Source organism: Vibrio alginolyticus NBRC 15630 = ATCC 17749 (assembly GCF_000354175.2).
GTDB classification, from domain to species: Bacteria; Pseudomonadota; Gammaproteobacteria; order Enterobacterales; family Vibrionaceae; genus Vibrio; species Vibrio alginolyticus.
In genome coordinates this window covers 742,606-761,761 of record NC_022349.1, presented here as the reverse complement: position 1 = coordinate 761,761, position 19,156 = coordinate 742,606, and the positions used below count along the sequence as shown (strand labels likewise).

Below are 19,156 nucleotides of genomic sequence, written 5' to 3'. Positions count from 1 at the left end.
ATACTTATAAGGGCGTCAATAATTTAGCGCACAATAACATTAATATGCGATGAAGTAACCTGTTGATTCGCTGTTCATTTGTTTCAATTTTGATAAATCAACCTACTAAATCTGCCTAAAACTTGAATTAAGATCTCAAATTAAAGATGGAGGTAATGGCTAGAAACGAGTGTCCAGATTTTAATAAAATAAAACACTTATGCATCTGGATTCTTATTGATGTATGACACATAATTACTTTATTGAGCATCAAATTGCTGTTATTGCACTATATATTAGGGCAATATATAGCAAATTAGTATTGTTAGTCAAAAACTTGACAGTTATTTAGGGTTAAGGTTTATATGGATCGTACAGCATTAGTGCCACTCGGTAATCAAGTCGTCGTAATAGGTTTGGATGGGCAGCTGAGAGTCCTTGCAGAAGGACAGCAGCCTCTACCAGGTGAAGTGATAGTGGCAATGACAGATGCTGCGCCTCAAGACCTGAAAATTCAGCTTGCTCAAGAGCAAGGCTTAAAAGATATTTCAGACGATGTAGCACAGATTATTAGTGCTATTGAGCAAGGTCAAGACCCTTCTGCTATTGATGAAGAACTCGCACCTGCAGCGGGTGAAAATAGTGGCTCCAGTTTGCAAAATAGTGCCACGATTGTACGAGATGGTACTGAAGTGCTAGCCTCAACAAACTTTGAAACTATTGGCCTAGAATCCCTCGGCTTATCTGAAACACAAGCGTTGACCTTAAATGACTTCTTCACAACAGGTATCGAGACAAGTGGGGATGGCTCAAGTAAGCCACTTACTAATTCTCCAGTGACATTAAGCGCTGTTGAGGAAGATAGCGATCCAATCACGATAACTACTGAAGAATTACTATCTAATGTCAATATTGATGATGCCGATACTCTTGTCATTACAAACGTCACTATTGAGAGTGGGAATGGCACCTTAATTGATAACAGCGATGGATCTTGGACTTACATTCCAGAGGCTGATGATGACACTGAAGTGTCATTCTCCTATGACATTATTGATAACGATGGCGGTGTTATTAATGGCACTGCTAACTTAGATATTACGCCTGTTAATGACGCGCCAATAGCAACTAATGATGCGATTCAAACTGACGAGGATTCCCAGGTTGTAATTGATGTGCTCGCTAACGACAGTGATATTGAAGGTGATGATTTAATCATTACCTCTGCTTCTGTACCAGAAGAGCAAGGTATCGTTGAGATTATCGATGGTAAGCTTGTTTTCACTCCGGCTGAAAATTTCAACGGTAATGCAACGATTAGCTACACCATCACAGATGGTGAGTTAGAGGATGAAGCTCAAGTTTCGGTAACAGTAAACTCAGTTAACGATGCGCCTATTGCCTCTAATGATACAACAATTACAGAGGAAGATAGCTCAGTAACGGTTGATGTCCTGCCAAACGACACCGATATTGATGGCGATACGCTGTCGATTGACTCGGCATCTGTGCCGAGTGACCAAGGGACAGTCGAGATTGTTGACGGCAAACTGGTGTTCACACCGGCTGAGAACTTCCATGGCGATGCTGAAATCACTTACACCGTCACCGATGGTGCGCTGACTGACCAAGCGACGGTCAACGTCACCGTGAATGCGGTGAACGACGCGCCTGTGGTTGAAAGCAGCATTGCAGACCAAGCCTTGGCGGAAGACTTTACGCCATACAGCATCGATCTGAATACGGCCTTCAGCGATGTGGATAACGTGGATGGCGAGCTGAGCTTCAGCGTTTCTGGCAACAGCAACATTCAAGTGGCGATCGTCAATGGTATTGCTACGTTCACTCCAACCGCAGACTGGAACGGCTCAGAAGCGTTGACGTTTACGGCCACCGATCCAAGCGGCGAGAGCGTTAGCCAAACGGTGAACTTCACAGTTGCGCCAGTGGCGGACATCGTGGCAGACAACGCGACGGTTGTGGAAGACACACCAACCATCATTAAGGTCTTAGGTAACGACACGTTTGAAGGCGACGATAAAGTGGTGTCGCTCGATACCAATAACGGTCCAGCCAATGGCACGGTCTCGGTCAACCCGGATGGCAGCGTCACTTACACGCCAAACGACAACTTCCACGGGGCAGACAGCTTTACCTACATCGTCACCTCCGGTGGGGTATCGGAGTCCACCACGGTGAACGTCGATGTCACACCAGTCAATGACGCGCCAGTAGCAAAAGATGATACCGCTGTCACTGACGAAGACACGCCAGTGACGATTGATGTCCTGCCAAACGACACCGATATTGATGGTGATACGCTGTCTATCCAATCAGCGTCTGTACCTGAAGCGCAAGGCACAGTCGAGATTGTTGACGGCAAATTGGTGTTCACACCGGCCGAGAACTTCTATGGCGACGCCGAAATCACTTACACCGTGACCGATGGTGCACTGACTGACCAAGCGACGGTCAACGTCACCGTGAATGCGGTGAACGACACGCCTGTGGTTGAAAGCAGCATTGCAGACCAAACCTTGGCGGAAGACTTTACGCCATACAGCATCGATCTGAATACCGCTTTCAGCGATGTGGATAACGTGGATGGCGAGTTAACGTTCAGCGTCTCTGGTAACAGCAACATTCAAGTGGCGATCGTCAACGGCATTGCCACGATCACTCCAACCGCAGACTGGAACGGATCAGAAGCATTGACCTTTACGGCGACCGATCCAAGCGGTGAAAGCGTTAGCCAAACGGTGAACTTCACAGTTGCGCCTGTGGCGGACATCGTGGCAGATAAAGCAACGGTCGTGGAAGACACGCCAACCATCATCAAGGTCTTAGGTAACGACACGTTCGAAGGCGACGATAAAGTGGTGTCGCTGGATACCAATAACGGTCCAGCCAACGGCACGGTCTCGGTCAACCCGGATGGCAGCGTCACTTACACGCCAAACGACAACTTCCACGGTACAGACAGCTTCACGTACATCGTTACCTCCGGGGGCGTCAGTGAGTCCACCACGGTGAACGTCGATGTCACACCAGTCAATGACGCGCCAGTAGCAAAAGATGATACCGCTGTCACTGACGAAGACACGCCAGTGACGATTGATGTCCTGCCAAACGACACCGATATTGATGGTGATACGCTGTCTATCCAATCAGCGTCTGTACCTGAAGCGCAAGGCACAGTCGAGATTGTTGACGGCAAATTGGTGTTCACACCGGCCGAGAACTTCTATGGCGACGCCGAAATCACTTACACCGTGACCGATGGTGCACTGACTGACCAAGCGACGGTTAACGTCACCGTGAATGCGGTGAACGACACGCCTGTGGTTGAAAGCAGCATTGCAGACCAAACCTTGGCAGAAGACTTTACGCCATACAGCATCGATCTGAATACCGCTTTCAGCGATGTAGATAACGTGGATGGCGAGTTAACGTTTAGCGTCTCTGGTAATAGCAACATTCAAGTGGCGATCGTCAATGGTATTGCTACGTTCACTCCAACGGCAGACTGGAACGGCTCAGAAGCATTGACCTTTACGGCGACCGATCCAAGCGGCGAAAGCGTTAGCCAAACGGTGAACTTCACGGTTGCGCCTGTGGCGGACATCGTGGCAGACAACGCGACGGTTGTGGAAGACACGCCAACCATCATCAAGGTCTTAGATAACGACACGTTCGAAGGCGACGACAAAGTGGTGTCGCTGGATACCAATAACGGTCCAGCCAACGGCACGGTCTCTGTCAACCCGGACGGCAGCGTCACTTACACGCCGAACGACAACTACCACGGTACAGACAGCTTCACGTACATCGTTACGTCGGGTGGGGTCAGTGAGTCCACCACGGTGAACGTCGATGTCACACCAGTGAATGATGCGCCAGTGGCAAACGATGATACCGCTGTTACTGACGAAGATACACCAGTGACGATTGATGTTCTGCCAAACGATACTGACATCGATGGTGATACGTTAAGCATTGATTCGGCGTCTGTGCCGAGTGAGCAAGGGACAGTCGAGATTGTTGATGGTAAGTTGGTGTTCACACCGGCTGAGAACTTCCATGGTGACGCCGAAATCACTTACACCATCACCGATGGTGCACTGACTGACCAAGCGACGGTCAACGTCACCGTGAATGCGGTGAACGACACGCCTGTGGTTGAAAGCAGCATTGCAGACCAAACCTTGGCGGAAGATTTCACCCCATACAGCATCGATCTAAATACTGCTTTCAGCGATGTAGATAACGTGGATGGCGATCTGACCTTCAGTGTCTCCGGCAACAGCAACATTCAAGTGGCGATCGTCAATGGCATTGCTACGTTCACTCCAACCGCAGACTGGAACGGCTCAGAAACCCTAACCTTTACCGCCACCGATCCAAGCAGCGAAAGCGTTAGCCAAACGGTGAACTTCACAGTTGCGCCTGTGGCAGATATTGAATCTGACCGCGCGACGGTTGTGGAAGACACACCAACCATCATTAAGGTTTTAGGTAACGACACGTTCGAAGGCGACGACAAAGTGGTGTCGCTGGATACCAATCACGGTCCAGCCAACGGCACGGTCTCGGTCAACCTGGACGGCAGCGTCACTTACACGCCAAACGACAACTACCACGGTACAGACAGCTTCACGTACATCGTTACCTCCGGTGGGGTATCGGAATTCACCACGGTGAACGTCGATGTCACGCCAGTCAACGATGCGCCAGTGGCAAAAGATGATACCGCTGTCACTGGCGAAGACACGCCAGTGACGATTGATGTCCTACCAAACGATACTGACATCGATGGTGATACGTTAAGCATTGATTCGGCGTCTGTGCCGAGTGACCAAGGTACAGTTGAAATTGTTGACGGCAAGTTGGTGTTCACACCGGCTGAGAACTTCCATGGTGACGCTGAAATCACTTACACCGTTAGCGATGGTGCACTGACTGACCAAGCGACGGTCAACGTCACCGTGAATGCGGTGAACGACACGCCTGTGGTTGAAAGTAGCATTGCAGACCAAACCTTGGCGGAAGATTTCACCCCATACAGCATCAATCTGAATACCGCTTTCAGCGATGTGGATAACGTGGATGGCGATCTGAGCTTCAGCGTTTCTGGTAATAGCAACATTCAAGTGGCGATCGTCAATGGGATTGCTACGTTCACTCCAACCGCAGACTGGAACGGCTCAGAAGCATTGACCTTTACTGCTACCGATCCAAGCGGTGAAAGCGTCAGCCAAACGGTGAACTTCACAGTAGCCCCTGTGGCGGACATCGTGGCAGACAAAGCGACGGTTGTGGAAGATACGCCAACCATCATCAAGGTCTTAGAGAACGACACGTTCGAAGGCGACGACAAAGTGGTGTCGCTGGATACCAACAACGGTCCAGCGAACGGCACGGTCTCGGTCAACCCGGATGGCAGCGTCACTTACACGCCAAACGACAACTACCACGGTACAGACAGCTTCACCTACATCGTCACCTCCGGTGGGGTATCGGAGTCCACCGCGGTGAACGTCGATGTCACGCCAGTCAACGATGCGCCAGCGGCAAAAGATGATACCGCTGTTACTGACGAAGATACGCCAGTGACGATTGATGTTCTGCCAAACGATACTGACATCGATGGCGATAAGCTGTCGATTGAATCGGCGTCTGTACCTGAAGCGCAAGGCACAGTTGAGATTGTTGACGGCAAGTTGGTGTTCACGCCAGCTGAGAACTTCCATGGTGACGCTGAAATTACTTACACGATTACTGATGGTGCACTGACTGACCAAGCAACGGTCAACGTCACCGTGAATGCGGTGAACGACACGCCTGTGGTTGAAAGCAACATTGCAGACCAAACCTTGGCGGAAGATTTTACGCCATACAGCATCGATCTAAATACCGCTTTCAGCGATGTAGATAACGTGGATGGCGAGCTGAGCTTCAGCGTTTCTGGCAACAGCAACATTCAAGTGGCGATCGTCAATGGCATTGCTACGTTCACTCCAACTGCGGACTGGAACGGCTCTGAAGCGTTGACCTTTACGGCGACCGATCCAAGCGGTGAAAGCGTTAGCCAAACGGTGAACTTCACGGTAGCCCCTGTGGCGGACATCGTGGCAGACAACGCGACGGTTGTGGAAGACACGCCGACCATCATCAAGGTCTTAGGTAACGACACGTTCGAAGGCGACGATAAAGTGGTGTCGCTGGATAGCAATCACGGTCCAGCTAACGGTACGGTCTCGGTCAACCCGGACGGCAGCGTGACTTACACGCCGAACGACAACTACCACGGTACAGACAGCTTCACCTACATCGTGACGTCCGGTGGCGTCAGTGAATCCACCAAGGTGAACGTCGATGTCACGCCAGTCAACGATGCGCCAGTGGCAAAAGATGATACCGCTGTTACTGACGAAGACACGCCAGTGACGATTGATGTCCTGCCAAACGACACCGACATTGATGGCGATACGCTGTCGATTGACTCGGCGTCTGTGCCGAGTGAGCAAGGGACAGTCGAGATTGTTGATGGAAAACTGGTGTTCACACCGGCTGAGAACTTCCATGGTGACGCTGAAATCACTTACACCGTTACCGATGGTGCGCTGACTGACCAAGCGACGGTCAACGTCACCGTGAATGCGGTGAACGACACGCCTGTGGTTGAAAGCAACATTGCAGACCAAACCTTGGCGGAAGACTTTACGCCATACAGCATCGATCTAAATACCGCTTTCAGCGATGTGGATAACGTGGATGGCGAGCTGAGCTTCAGCGTCTCTGGTAATAGCAACATTCAAGTGGCGATCGTCAATGGGATTGCTACGTTCACTCCAACCGCAGACTGGAACGGCTCAGAAGCATTGACCTTTACTGCTACCGATCCAAGCGGTGAAAGCGTCAGCCAAACGGTGAACTTCACAGTAGCCCCTGTGGCGGACATCGTGGCAGACAAAGCGACGGTTGTGGAAGATACGCCAACCATCATCAAGGTCTTAGGTAACGACACGTTCGAAGGCGACGACAAAGTGGTGTCGCTGGATACCAACAACGGTCCAGCTAACGACACGGTCTCGGTCAACCCGGACGGCAGCGTCACTTACACGCCAAACGATAACTATCACGGGGCAGACAGTTTTACCTACATCGTTACATCGGGTGGGGTATCGGAGTCCACCACAGTGAACGTCGATGTGACGCCAGTGAATGATGCGCCAGTGGCAAACGATGACACGGCCACAACACAAGAAGATACCGCTGTCACGATTGATGTCCTGCCAAACGACACCGATATTGATGGCGATAAGCTGTGGATTGACTCGGCGTCTGTGCCGAGTGAGCAAGGGACAGTCGAGATTGTTGACGGCAAGTTGGTGTTCACGCCAGCTGAGAACTTCCATGGTGACGCTGAAATCACTTACACGATTACTGATGGTGCACTGACTGACCAAGCAACGGTCAACGTCACCGTGAATGCGGTGAACGACACGCCTGTGGTTGAAAGCAACATTGCAGACCAAACCTTGGCGGAAGATTTTACGCCATACAGCATCGATCTAAATACCGCTTTCAGTGATGTGGATAACGCCGATGGCGATTTGAGCTTCAGCGTTTCTGGTAATAGCAACATTCAAGTGGCGATCGTCAATGGGATTGCTACGTTCACTCCAACCGCAGACTGGAACGGCTCAGAAGCATTGACCTTTACGGCTACCGATCCAAGCGGTGAAAGCGTCAGCCAAACGGTGAACTTCACGGTAGCCCCTGTGGCGGACATCGTGGCAGACAAAGCGACGGTTGTGGAAGATACGCCAACCATCATCAAGGTCTTAGGTAACGACACGTTTGAAGGCGACGACAAAGTGGTGTCGCTGGATACCAACAACGGTCCAGCTAACGGCACGGTCTCGGTCAACCCGGATGGCAGCGTCACTTACACGCCAAACGACAACTTCCACGGTACAGACAGCTTCACCTACATCGCCACGTCCGGTGGGGTATCGGAGTCCACCACGGTGAACGTCGATGTCACACCAGTGAATGATGCGCCAGTGGCGACCAATGACAATGCCGTTACTGACGAAGATACACCAGTGACGATTGATGTTCTGCCAAACGATACTGACATCGATGGTGATGCATTACGTATTGACTCGGCATCTGTGCCGAGTGACCAAGGGACAGTTGAAATTGTTGATGGCAAACTGGTGTTCACGCCAGCTGAGAACTTCCATGGTGACGCTGAAATCACTTACACCGTCACTGATGGTGCGCTGACTGACCAAGCGACGGTTAACGTCACCGTGAATGCGGTGAACGACGCGCCTGTGGTTGAGAGCAACATCGCAGATCAAACCTTAGCAGAAGACTTTACGCCATACAGCATCAATCTGAATACCGCTTTCAGCGATGTGGATAATGTTGATGGCGAGCTGAGCTTCACTGTCTCTGGCAACAGCAACATTCAAGTGGCGATCGTCAATGGTATTGCTACGTTCACTCCAACCGCAGACTGGAACGGCTCAGAAGCGTTAACCTTTACGGCCACCGATCCAAGCGGCGAGAGCGTTAGCCAAACGGTGAACTTCACAGTTGCGCCTGTGGCAGATATTGAATCTGACCGCGCGACGGTTGTGGAAGACACGCCAACCATCATCAAGGTCTTAGGTAACGACACGTTCGAAGGCGACGATAAAGTGGTGTCGCTGGATACCAATCACGGTCCAGCCAACGGCACGGTCTCGGTCAACCCGGACGGCAGTGTCACTTACACGCCAAACGACAACTATCACGGGGCAGACAGTTTTACCTACATCGTTACCTCGGGTGGGGTATCGGAGTCCACCACAGTGAACGTCGATGTGACGCCAGTCAACGATGCGCCAGTGGCAAACGATGACGCGGCAACAACACAAGAAGATACCGCTGTTACGATTGATGTCTTGCCAAACGATACTGACATCGATGGTGATACATTACGTATTGACTCGGCGTCTGTGCCGAGTGACCAAGGGACAGTTGAGATTGTTGATGGCAAACTGGTGTTCACACCGGCCGAGAACTTCCATGGTGACGCTGAAATCACTTACACCGTGACCGATGGTTCACTGACTGACCAAGCGACGGTCAACGTCACCGTGAATGCGGTGAACGACACGCCTGTGGTTGAAAGCAACATTGCAGACCAAACCTTGGCGGAAGATTTTACGCCATACAGCATCGATCTAAATACCGCTTTCAGCGATGTGGATAACGTAGATGGCGAGCTGAGCTTCAGTGTCTCTGGCAACAGCAACGTGTTGGTTTCGATTGAAAATGGCATCGCGACCATTAGCCCAACGGCAGACTGGAACGGCTCAGAAATCCTAATCTTTACGGCCACCGATCCAAGCGGTGAAAGCGTTAGCCAAACGGTGAACTTCACGGTAGCGCCAGTGGCGGACATCGTGGCAGACAACGCGACGGTTGTGGAAGACACGCCGACCATCATCAAGGTTTTAGGTAACGACACGTTCGAAGGCGACGACAAATTGGTGTCGCTGGATACCAATCACGGCCCAGCCAACGGCACGGTCTCGGTCAACCCGGACGGCAGTGTCACTTACACGCCAAACGACAACTATCACGGGGCAGACAGTTTTACCTACATCGTTACATCGGGTGGGGTATCGGAGTCCACCACAGTGAACGTCGATGTGACGCCAGTGAATGACGCGCCAGTGGCAAACGATGACACGGCCACAACACAAGAAGATACCGCTGTCACGATTGATGTCCTGCCAAACGACACCGATATTGATGGCGATAAGCTGTGGATTGACTCGGCGTCTGTGCCGAGTGAGCAAGGGACAGTCGAGATTGTTGACGGCAAGTTGGTGTTCACGCCAGCTGAGAACTTCCATGGTGACGCTGAAATTACTTACACGATTACTGATGGTGCACTGACTGACCAAGCAACGGTCAACGTCACCGTGAATGCGGTGAACGACACGCCTGTGGTTGAAAGCAACATTGCAGACCAAACCTTGGCGGAAGATTTTACGCCATACAGCATCGATCTGAATACGGCCTTCAGTGATGTGGATAACGCCGATGGTGAGTTAACGTTTAGCGTTTCTGGTAATAGCAACATTCAAGTGGCGATCGTCAATGGCATTGCTACGTTCACTCCAACCGCAGACTGGAATGGCTCAGAAACCCTAACCTTTACCGCCACCGATCCAAGCGGTGAAAGCGTTAGCCAAACGGTGAACTTCACAGTGGCGCCTGTGGCAGATATTGAATCTGACCGCGCGACGGTTGTGGAAGACACACCAACCATCATCAAGGTTTTAGGTAACGACACGTTCGAAGGCGACGACAAAGTGGTGTCGCTCGATAGCAATCACGGTCCAGCGAACGGCACGGTCTCGGTCAACCCTGATGGCAGCGTCACTTACACGCCAAACGACAACTACCACGGTACAGACAGCTTCACCTACATCGTCACCTCCGGTGGGGTATCGGAGTCCACCGCGGTGAACGTCGATGTCACGCCAGTGAATGACGCGCCAGTGGCAAAAGATGATACCGCTGTCACTGACGAAGACACGCCAGTGACGATTGATGTCCTGCCAAACGACACCGATATTGATGGTGATAAGCTGTCGATTGAATCGGCTTCCGTACCTGAAACACAAGGCACAGTTGAGATCGTTGATGGCAAACTGGTCTTCACACCGGCTGAGAACTTCCATGGTGACGCCGAAATCACTTACACCATCACTGATGGTTCGCTGACTGACCAAGCGAAAGTAGCTGTTACCGTTAACCCAGTAAACGATGCGCCAACGATCAAGGTCGATGCTGTAGAAAGTATCACTGAAGATGCAGTGAATACCGGTACGGTAGTGGCAACGTTGGAAGTCGCTGATATCGACACGCCAGAAGAGCAATTAACCGTTTCTTTAGAAAACAACTCAAACGGCTACTTTGCGCTAGTTGGCGATGAAGTCAAACTGACTCAAGCGGGTGTTGACGCGGTTAACAACGACGAACTCAACCTTAAAGACCTAACGATCAGCGCATCAGTATCGGATGGTGTTAATCCAACGGTTAGCGACAGTGATAGTTTGATTGTGAATCGCGTTAACGATGCACCAACAGTCGACAATGTGATTTCAGATCAAGTGTTAGCAGAAGATTTTACGATCTACACGATTGATTTAAACGACGCATTTAAAGACAGCGACTCCGCATTGAACTTCTCAGTGTCCGGCAACAGCAACGTGTTGGTGTCGATTGAAAATGGCATCGCGACCATTAGCCCAACTGCGGACTGGAACGGCTCTGAAGCGTTGACCTTTACTGCCACCGATCCAAGCGGTGAAAGCGTTAGCCAAACGGTGAACTTCACAGTGGCGCCTGTGGCAGATATTGAATCTGACCGCGCGACGGTTGTGGAAGACACACCAACCATCATCAAGGTTTTAGGTAACGACACGTTCGAAGGCGACGACAAAGTGGTGTCGCTCGATAGCAATAACGGTCCAGCCAACGGCACGGTCTCGGTCAACCCGGACGGCAGCGTCACTTACACGCCAAACGACAACTTCCACGGGGCAGACAGCTTCACCTACATCGTCACCTCCGGTGGTGTCAGTGAATCCACCATTGTTAACGTCGATGTCACGCCAGTAAACGACAAACCTGACAGTGAAGACTTTACGCATGTGGCCGATGATCAGCTTACGCACGTTGTGTTTGATACCGATACGAAGCCTCTGGGTCACGGTGACTCTCAAGATCATATCGCGGATGTTGAAGACGACTTAAAAGGCAACGATCTACATGTCCGAATTACTGAACTGCCAACCTCAGGTACGTTGTTCTTTAAAGATAGTGATGGTGAGTTGCACGAAATTAAAGAAGTAAGCGATACGCTTTATGACAAAGACAGCCTTTACTATGAAGCTGATAATGTGGGTTTCTTATTAGGTATCAAGGATCGCCCAGATACACCAAATAGTTCCGAGTCTACAACAGATTTCAATAATTGGGGGCTAAGTGAGGACGGAGGTCCATCACACTCCCGTACTGAGCATTTAGCAAATGGAGCTTCTATCACCATTTCTTCTGATAGCGGTGAGCTTGCGCAGTACAACCGCCAGGTGTCACACATCGGCAATGGTATCGCTGACAATGATGGGCAGGGTATTGAGAAAGGTGAAACGATTACGATCGATTTGTCTAATAATCCTGTGGGCAGCGTAAACCTTGGCTTAGATGGATTAGGTGGATTGTTTGATTACGGTGATGACAACGCAGCACTTATTACGGTTACATACTTAGATTCAAATAATGTCCAACAGACTCAAACGTTCGAGTTTTTGAAGCCTGAAGGCAACTTCATGCTATTCCAAGAAACAAGCGTTGGTTATGGGAAAGATCTAGCTCTTCCTGAAGGTTCGGTCATTACTCAGTTAGATTTTTCTACGAAAAATGAAGGGAACTGGGAGTTACGTTATGTAGAAGGTGTACCTGCCGAAGACAGCTTTGGATATGTGGCAGTCGACTCTGAAAATGGCGTTAGCGATCCATCTACAGTCAATATCGTTAATGAAATGCTAGATGGTAATATTGCTGAAAATGGGCCAAGCCTGTCTGTGGTCGGTGATAGCGTGACTGAGGGTGACAATGTCACGTTCTCGGTTGTTCTAAATGAAACCACTAGCACTGCCGTTAAGTACCAAGTTGATATGCTTGCTCAAGGTTCTTCAGTTGATAAGAATGACGTAAATCTATCAAATGCAACCTATACAAATGGTGTTGTTTTCTTAGGTGGTTACTTGATTGTTCCTGCAGGTATAAGTAGCTTCGAAATATCGATTCCGACTATTGATGACTTGGTTGTGGAAAGCAGCGAAACGATCGTTCTTGAGATCGGCGGTGAAACGGGGACGGCAACAGTTCTTGATAATGACAGTACAAAACTTAGCGTAGTAGATGCCGGCGATGTCATTGAAGGAACTGACGCAATATTTACCGTTTTACTCTCTAACCCTGTTCAAGAGGCCGTTGTCGTCAATCTGAAGTCAACAACAAATGATAGCTATACTGCGGAAGATGTTGATCTAGGCACTATGGTAGTGACCTATGTGGATACTCATGGTCAAACTCAAACATTAGATATAGCGCCTAATGGAGACGTTACTATACCTCCAGGTGTCGCTGAAATTAAAGTCGCAGTCCCGACCAAACTAGATAATGTCCATGAAGGTGATGAGAGCTTTGGTCTTACGGTTACGGAAATCGGTAGTGTCACCAGTAATGGTATTGCAACTGGTAACGCAAATATTGTGGATTCTGATCCTGCACCTTTAGTTAGTATTAGTGCCGATCAAAATAGCGTAAATGAAGGTGAAACGGCAGGCTTTACGCTGACACTTGATAAAGTTGCAGATGAGAGTGTTACGGTTCATGTCGAATATAGTGGCGTGGCCCAAGATGGAAAAGATTTTGTTGGCGTTCTGAGTGTTGAAGTTCCTGCGGGTCAATCTTCAGCTGCTCTTGACTTACTGACGGTCACCGATGGTATTTATGAGGGCGCAGAATCTTTCACAGTAACCATTAAAGAGGTTGATGGCGCTGATGCGAGCATTGCTTCAAATAACAGCGCAAGTGTTGTGATCGTTGATGCCCAAAGTGCACCGAAAGTGACTATTAGCTCAGATCAATCCTCAGTTGATGAAGGTAGTGATGCAAAATTTATCGTCAACATTGACCAAAAAGCAGATGAAGATGTACTGGTAACATTCACAATCGGAGGGAATGTTGATGACAAAGATTATATTGCTCCAAGTACGTACACAGTCACGATTCCAGCGGGTAAAACGTCGGCGCCGATTGATATAAAAACTCTCGATGATGGTATTTACGAAGATCTTGAAAACCTAACCGTGACTCTAATTGATACGGTTGGTGCAGATTCGACGCTTGCAAGTGACTCGAATGAAGCAACAGTCTCTATTATAGATGCTCAGCACGCTCCAGAGTTTATTTCTGGCGGCGATAGTGCTGGTGACAAACCAAATGATGATGTTTACGACTTCGGGTCAGTTAACGAAAACACGGTGAGTGGGGCCGTTATCGGCACGGTCGTTGCTGAAGATCACGATAATGACGTGCTTGTATACCGCTTTGCAGATGGCTCGAGCACTAATGGTATTTTTGATATCGACCCGACAAGTGGAGAGATTTCATTGAACAAGACAATCGATGATGTTGACTTGGGCGATTATACGCTTCAGGTTGAGGTTATCGATGGAACTGGCGGGATTGATACTGCCGAGGTAAATGTTTCTCTGGTAAATGTGAATGATGCTCCTGAATCTTCGCCTTCAGTGGTTGAGATGAATGAAGATACTCAAGTGATGCTTGATTGGTCATCATTCGGTATTAGCGATGTGGACTCTGATGTATCAGATCTATCCGTCCAAATTACAACGCTTCCTAGCGATGGCTCATTAGAGTACAGAGATTCGCAAGGCGATTGGCAGTCTGTACAAATCGATCAAGTCCTCGATAAATCGCTTTTTGAGGAAAACGGTGTTCGTTTTGTACCTGAATTAAATGAATCAGGCAGTGACATCTTCGGCGGAAATCAAGTCGGAGATCAGGAATCTAGTTACGCTCAAATTGGTTTTAAACCGACAGATGGGCAGAGCTCTGGTCAAGAGTCGACACTGACAATAGACGTGAACCCTGTAGCTGACAAACCGAACTTAATTGCAGTGACGCCATTAAACTCATTGCCTCAACAAGAGTTTAACGTTACGACATGGAGTAATGTTCAAGTTGGTTCTAGTGATGGTATGGGGGTCAATGGAGAGACTCTAATCTCAGCGATCAACGCTCTTAATGAAGCCGATGGTACTCGATTGAGTTGGGCAAATGTGGAAGATTTAGGGACTCATGCAACCTTGGCAAATGAGGCCGTTCTAGTCACATCTCTTGTTTATCTCGAAGCTGGCTCGAGTTACGACTTTGTCGGTCAAGCCGATGATAGCCTTGCAATCAAGTTGGGTGGTACGTTACTTGATCAAGCTCGTTGGGGGAGCGACAGTGGTGATATTAAGGGAGCTAGCTTTACCCCTTCGGTATCTGGCTTTTATCCAATTGAAATTTATCACCATAACCAAAGTGGTCCGGGTAACTTTAATGTGGATGTATCCATTAATGGACAAGCGCCTGTCAACCTGAGCAATAGTAGTCTTTACGTAGTTAGTGATGAAAGTGCACTAGAAGCAACTGATATCAGAACGTCTGAACTACAAGAAGTTAATGGTGTTGCGTTTTACGAAACATACCAGCTGAACGAAGGGTTACAAGATACAGCGATACCGCTCTCTGAAATTAAAGCAAGCTTAAATGATACAGATGGCTCTGAATCACTTAAAGTCACGCTAACTGGCTTACCTGTAGGTGCGATCCTTTCAGATGGAAATAGTTCTATTACTGTCGCAACTATTGATGAAGAACTGGACGTGACAAGTTGGGCATTAGATGCACTTACTGTGACTCCACCTGCGGGCTCCCATGATGACTTCACTATCAATTTGACTGCAACGAGTACAGAAAGCTCGAATGGTGATTCAGCAGAATCTAACTTGGCGATCAATGTTGTAGTACATGAGAACTTACCGACGGAAACGGAAAGTGATTTGGGCGAAACCATAGAAGACAATACTCTACAAGGGAATGTATTGCTTAATGACTCTGACGGCGACAATATTCTGATGGTAGATCATCTTACTATCGATGGTGCTGATTACGAGGTAGGCGAAAGTGTTTCTTTGACTAGTGGTACGTTACTAGTAAACCGAGATGGTAGTTACATATTTGAACCTGCTGAGCATTGGTCAGGTGACGTTCCATTAATTAGCTATACCACAAATACTGGCGTAACAAATACACTTGATATCAATGTTGTTGCTATCGCAGATGCACCTACGATCACGATCAATGTTGGCGACTTAGTTAAACGAGATGCTATTGATCCAAACCATCACTTAGCTACATCGGCAATAAATAATACCAATACCGAAAATGAGGCTGTCGCAGCCAACCTTGGGTTGGATAATGCAGTACCTAAAATTAATACACACGCTGGTGTTGTGTTGGGAGTCAATACTGACTTAAGTGACACCGACAGCTTGTTTGTTGGGACAGATTTCAACGATGTATTCTATGGTGGCGGTGGCGATGACGTATTTGTTGGCGGTGGTAACAATGATACGTTTTATGGTGATGACGCGACCAGTCTTACTCTGCATGATGGTAAAGATACAGTCTACTTAACAGGGAACTTTGATGACTACAAAATGACCTTCAAAGACGATCATGGAGGTAAAGTTCCATATTGGATTTTATTAGATAGTCGTTCTATCGATTCGGTAAACGATCATACAGGTAGTGATGACCGAGGTGATCATTTATATGAAATTGAACGCGTTGTTTTTGCAGACAAAATTGTTGATTTGAAACCTGATGGCACTTATGAAGTGCTTCAAGATCGCTGGATTTCGGTCGATGTGGATGTTGATCTAGTTGATGTCGATGGAAGTGAGGATTTAGCGCAGACTGCTCTTGTACAAGATCTACCAGACGGTGTTGACGTGTATGTTGATGGGGTCGCAATTAAGCAAGATTCAAATGGAGATTACCCTGTCACTCTTGGTACAGATGGTAAGCTTTCCCTGGATATCAGAGTGCCATTCGATTATGAAGGCAGCTTAGAGTTCCCGCTAAGCGTTACTGCTACGTCTGTTGAAGGATCAAATAATGACGCAGCTTCAACAACTGAATCCGTTGAGCTTACAGCTCGTGACTATGTGTTGGAGTCGGGATCGCATGGGAATGATCAGATAACGGGTAGTGACGATCACGATATTATTGTTGGTGATGTTCAAGGATTGGAGATCATTGCAGGTCAGGACTACAACATCGCATTTGTTCTGGACACTTCAGGGAGCATGGGTAACTGGGTAGGAACTGCGAAGCAAGAAGTGCTAGATGTGTTTGATGAGCTGTTAAGTGCGGTAAATCAAGGAGAGAAGCCAGGGACAGTGAATATTCACCTTAGTGAATTTGCTTCAAGTGCATCAGCGGTGATTTCTGTTGACTTGAGTTCTCTTACAGCAAGAAAAGAGTTTGTAGAAGAGTTGAATCGTGTAATTGATGATGAGGGTTCTGGCGGCACAAACTATGAGGCGGGCTTACAGTCGGCCGTTGAATGGTTCAGCAGTCAACCTAACCCTAATGGCCAAAATATCACGTACTTTGTTACGGATGGTCAACCAAATAGAGCAACATACCTCTATGGTGTAGCACCGAGTGAATTCTCGAAAGTGATTTTGGACGTCGATAATTCTGGCAAGCTTGTTACCCTGCAAGATATTGCGAGTAAAAACAATTACTCATACGGACAAACAGTTACCTACAAAGGTGATGTCGTTATAGATAGTTACGGTAAGGTTTATTCACCGCTAACAGGAAGAATCCTTGGCGATATCGACAGATATTATGGCTCTATCCGTTATTACGATGAAGGGAATAGCTCGACACAAGCTCAACACATGTATCAAGTACTAGCGGCATTGTCCTCTATAGAAGCGATAGGTCTTGGGAGTGGCGTTGATGAACATACACTCAAGCAGTATGACACTGATGGTGTGGTAGAGTCAGATATTGATGTTACTAAGCTTGCTGAAACGATATTGGGTCAAGATGTACCTCTCAAACAAGGTTCAGACACTATTCAAGGAGGTGAAGGTAACGATATCTTGTTAGGTGACTTAATTGAGTTTGGTGGTAATGAACAAGGCTTAAGTGCGATTCAATCACATGTGGCGCAGCAAACGGGTCAGGATGTGTCTACCGTTGACGGCGAAGATATACATGAGTACGTTAGAAATAACTTGGAAGAATTCAACCAAACTCACCAAGGAGATAAATCGGATAATTTATATGGCGGCGCTGGTGATGACTTACTATTTGGTCATGGTGGCAACGACATACTCGTTGGCGGTGAAGGGGATGATATTCTGATTGGTGGTTTAGGTAGTGATACTTTAACAGGGTCAGAAGGGGCCGACATCTTTAAGTGGAGTGAAGTCACTAACGATGTTGATACTGTCACTGACTTCAATAAAAATGAAGACGCTCTAGACTTCTCAGATCTGTTTGACGACTTATCTAAAGATGAAATTGGAGAGCTTCTTAATGATCTTCAATCAGGTGATCATACTGGTGATGTCGGAGAGTATCATGTAGAAGTGGCACCAGACGGGGGATCTGAGGCAAACCTGAGTATTACAAAAGGGAGCTCGACATTGGACATCCATTTTGACGGTGCAAGTGTTGATGATGTGACTCAAAGCTTAATTGCGAGTTTAGAAGCTCAGTACAAAGACATGTAGTAGCGCTAAACTGTAGTCAAATTTAAAATCAAAAAGGTCTAGCAATTTGCTAGACCTTTTATTTTTACGGTCTGTTTATTGTTGTGCTAGCTTTTTGGAAGTGTTGTGAAAACGGTCCATTCTTTCTTCACTTCACCCTTGTGGCCAATCACTGTTGCGGTTACTCGACGGTTCAATGCGTGACTAACTTGGTCTGTACCTTGTGTCGCAAGTACTGTGTCTCCATAGCCGACAATGGTAACTCTATCTCCACTAATGCCGTTCTTCATGAGCTCTTTTCTAACGTTTTCAGCGCGGCGCTTAGATAAGTCAAGATTATGTTCTGCAGTACCAGTGCGACTAGCATAACCTTGAATCTCTATAGACGTGTTCGGGTACTCTTTCAAAAAGTCGGATAGTTCAAGAATTTGTTGCGTAAAGATAGGGTTGATCACATCGGAATCGTTCGCAAATAGTACTCGAATTTGCATTTCTTGTGAGGAGTCAACGTACGAACCGCAACCGTCGTTGTCTATTTCGGCACCCAAAGGTGTACCCGGGCACAAATCTCGCTCGTTAATGACTCCGTCAGAGTCATCATCTATATGATCAGCCCACTGATCGGCAATTGGGGTATCTATGTAATCATATTCATCACCACGATCTGATGAACTGCATGCGGAGAGCATTAATGAGAGTGTAATAAAAGCTATGTGTTTCAT

Annotated in this window: 2 protein-coding genes; one reads left to right on the top strand and one right to left on the bottom strand. The window is 48.0% G+C overall.

The genetic code is table 11. The features are described 5' to 3' along the window. Positions 1–344 precede the first annotated feature (344 nt). Positions 345–18,455 (top strand): tandem-95 repeat protein, encoded by an 18,111-nt coding sequence (locus N646_RS03210; protein WP_021033901.1) that lies wholly within the window; start codon positions 345–347, stop codon positions 18,453–18,455. Positions 18,456–18,541: 86 nt separating this feature from the next. On the opposite strand, the gene N646_RS03205 is transcribed toward N646_RS03210, so the two are convergent. Further along, positions 18,542–19,156, bottom strand: a complete 615-nt coding sequence (locus tag N646_RS03205; RefSeq protein ID WP_005377363.1) for an OmpA family protein — start codon at positions 19,154–19,156, stop codon at positions 18,542–18,544.